Source organism: Flavobacterium cyanobacteriorum, assembly GCF_002251835.1.
In the GTDB taxonomy this organism is placed as follows: domain Bacteria; phylum Bacteroidota; class Bacteroidia; order Flavobacteriales; family Flavobacteriaceae; genus Flavobacterium; species Flavobacterium cyanobacteriorum.
On the sequence record NZ_NOXV01000106.1, the window covers coordinates 1 to 2907 of the forward strand.

General features: G+C 46.4%; 2 protein-coding genes. One reads left to right on the forward strand and one right to left on the reverse strand.

The features are described 5' to 3' along the window. Positions 1-169 precede the first annotated feature (169 nt). Entirely contained in the window at positions 170-1759 is a 1590-nt protein-coding gene (locus CHU92_RS01235) for a peptide chain release factor 3 (RefSeq protein WP_094411795.1), read from the forward strand. A 27-nt stretch (positions 1760-1786) separates the two neighbouring features. Here the strand turns inward: CHU92_RS01235 and CHU92_RS01240 are convergent, their stop codons facing one another. Further along, on the reverse strand, positions 1787-2851 hold the full coding sequence (locus tag CHU92_RS01240; RefSeq protein WP_243389537.1) for a DUF2891 domain-containing protein: 1065 nt from the start codon (positions 2849-2851) through the stop codon (positions 1787-1789). Between the last annotated feature and the right edge of the window lie 56 nt (positions 2852-2907).

Below are 2907 nucleotides of genomic sequence, written 5' to 3' on the forward strand. Positions count from 1 at the left end.
CGCAAAAGCAGGCGGCGGGGAGGATGCCGCTCCCATCAGGGCTATAGCAATCTCTATTGCCACATTGGCACTACCCGTGTTAAAGCCATACTTTTTCCCCAGGCCTACATTTACGTTCAATATAAAAGCGTAATTTTGCCCGATTTTTAACCCATACTAAGTACAGGTAATGAACTTTACAGACGAAATTAAAAGAAGGCGTACTTTCGGGATTATTTCCCACCCCGATGCCGGTAAAACCACATTAACCGAAAAGCTCCTGCTTTTTGGCGGTGCCATACAGGAAGCCGGCGCGGTTAAGAGCAACAAGATAAAAAAAGGCGCCACGTCTGACTTCATGGAAATTGAGCGCCAGAGGGGTATCTCGGTAGCCACATCGGTGCTGGCCTTTAACTATAAAGACAAAAAAATAAACATCCTGGATACTCCCGGCCACAAGGATTTTGCCGAGGACACCTTTCGCACCCTCACAGCTGTTGACAGTGTTATTGTGGTAATAGACGTGGCAAAAGGTGTGGAGGAACAAACCGAAAAACTGGTAGAGGTGTGCCGCATGCGCAACATTCCCATGCTGGTATTTATCAACAAGCTGGACCGTGAAGGTAAGGATGCTTTTGACCTGATGGACGAAGTAGAGCAAAAGCTGGGGCTTACGGTTACACCGCTTAGTTTCCCGATAGGCATGGGGTATGATTTCCAGGGGATATACAATATATGGGAAAAGAACATCAACCTTTTCAGCGGCGACAGCCGTAAAAATATTGAAGAAACTATTGCTTTTTCAGACATTAACAGCCCTGAACTGGAAGGCATCATCGGCGCCAAACCTGCAGGGAAGCTGCGTGAGGAACTGGAACTGATTGACGAGGTATATCCTAAGTTTGACCGGCAGCAATATCTTGACGGTAAGCTGCAGCCGGTTTTCTTTGGCTCAGCATTAAACAATTTTGGTGTGCGTGAGCTACTCGACTGCTTTATTGAGATAGCCCCGTCACCAAGGCCAAAAGACTCAGACACACGCGAAGTGAAGCCGGACGAGAATAAATTTTCAGGCTTTGTGTTTAAGATACATGCTAATATGGACCCAAAGCACCGCGACAGGCTCGCTTTCGTAAAGATAGTTTCAGGCATCTTCGAGAGGAACAAGCCCTACCTGCACGTACGGCTGGACAAGAACCTAAAATTTTCCAGCCCCAACGCTTTTTTTGCAGAGAAAAAAGAAATTGTAGATGTGTCTTATCCCGGAGATATTGTAGGCCTTCACGATACCGGCAACTTTAAAATTGGGGATACCCTTACCGAAGGCGAACACATGAGCTTTAAAGGCATACCAAGCTTCTCGCCTGAACATTTCCGTTACATTAACAATGCTGACCCAATGAAGGCCAAGCAGCTCGAAAAAGGCATCGACCAGCTGATGGATGAAGGCGTGGCACAGCTTTTTACGCTCGAAATGAATAATCGCAAGGTCATTGGTACGGTAGGGGCACTGCAGTATGAAGTTATACAGTACAGGCTGGAACACGAGTATGGCGCCAAATGCTCTTATGAAAACTTCCCGGCCTATAAAGCCTGCTGGGTGAAGCCCGAAGACCCAAAGAACGAAGAATTTGCAGAGTTTAAACGTATAAAGCAAAAGTTCCTGGCTAAGGATAAATACGGGCAGCTGGTGTTCCTGGCCGACTCGGATTTTTCAATACAGATGACACAGTCAAAATACGCAAGTGTAAAACTGTTTTTTACATCAGAATTTGATTAAACGGTCAGATGGTTATGACAGGTGGCCTTATCTGTACCAAAAAGCATATAATGCAAATGAAGCCAGCCAGTGTTCGCCTTCGTAATTTCCATCGGTAAGGTGAGGCAGGGAGAACTGCATGTGCGCATCAGCCGTTGCTTTCAGGTGGCCTAATTCTTTAGGGTAGGCTCTCGCAAGCGCATATAAATTCCAGGCACGGCTGAAGTTGAGCCCGTCCAGGTGCACCAGGTGGCCATCAGTACGGTCAGAAACTTTCCCGGGTTCCCATGCAAACTTTTTACTAAACAGTGCTGGCGCAAAATCTTTTAGCCATTTTAAAAAACCGTGCTTATCCAGTACCCGCTGCATAATACCGATTTCTTCCATGCAAGGTGAGAGAAAGTCCGTCCCGCCGGGTTCCCAGCCAAAAGGGCAGCCGGCGTCATTTTTAAAAAGCCGGAGGGCATTGGCTTTAATACTTTGCAGCAAGGGTGTATTGCCGGCATGCAGGGCATAGTCCCAGGCGAGGCTGAGGCCAAAGGCGGTATTGGTATGGGTTCCGTTCCGCAGGGCATAATCCAGTTTTGGAAGAAATTCTATATAGCGTTGCACAATAAGGCGTGTAAGGGGCTGCAGGTTTTCGGCAAGTTCCCTTGCGAAAGGCTCATTATACGAATCCAGTTCCTGTTGCAGCTTCAGGAGCCATGCCCATCCGTAGGTGCGCTCAAAGCTTTTTTCATGATTTTTGCTAAGGTAGGCTACTTCCTGTGCTATGTTTTCTTTTGAAAGATTAGCCTGTAATTTTTTGATGATTTCCTTCCTGTTGCCCAAGTTTGGGAATTGCTTTAGCAGGTATACCAGGCTCCAGTGCCCGTGAACGGACGAATGCCAGTCAAAGCAGCCGTAAAAGGCGGGATGAAGTTTTTTAGGCGGGGCAATTTCGGTAGAATCTGCCAGCAGCTGCCCCAGCTTGTTAGGATATTCCTGCTGCAGGCATTTCATGGGGAGTGAAGCCAGCCTCTCTGCTTGTTGCAGCGTAAGTTCCTGGGAGTAGGAAAGAGTAGTTATGAAGAAGAAAATGAAGTAATATTTCATGAGGATGTGTTTCTTCAAAAATAGAAAAATTTTTAGTACACGACAAAAAATATAATTGATTAAAAATCAATAAA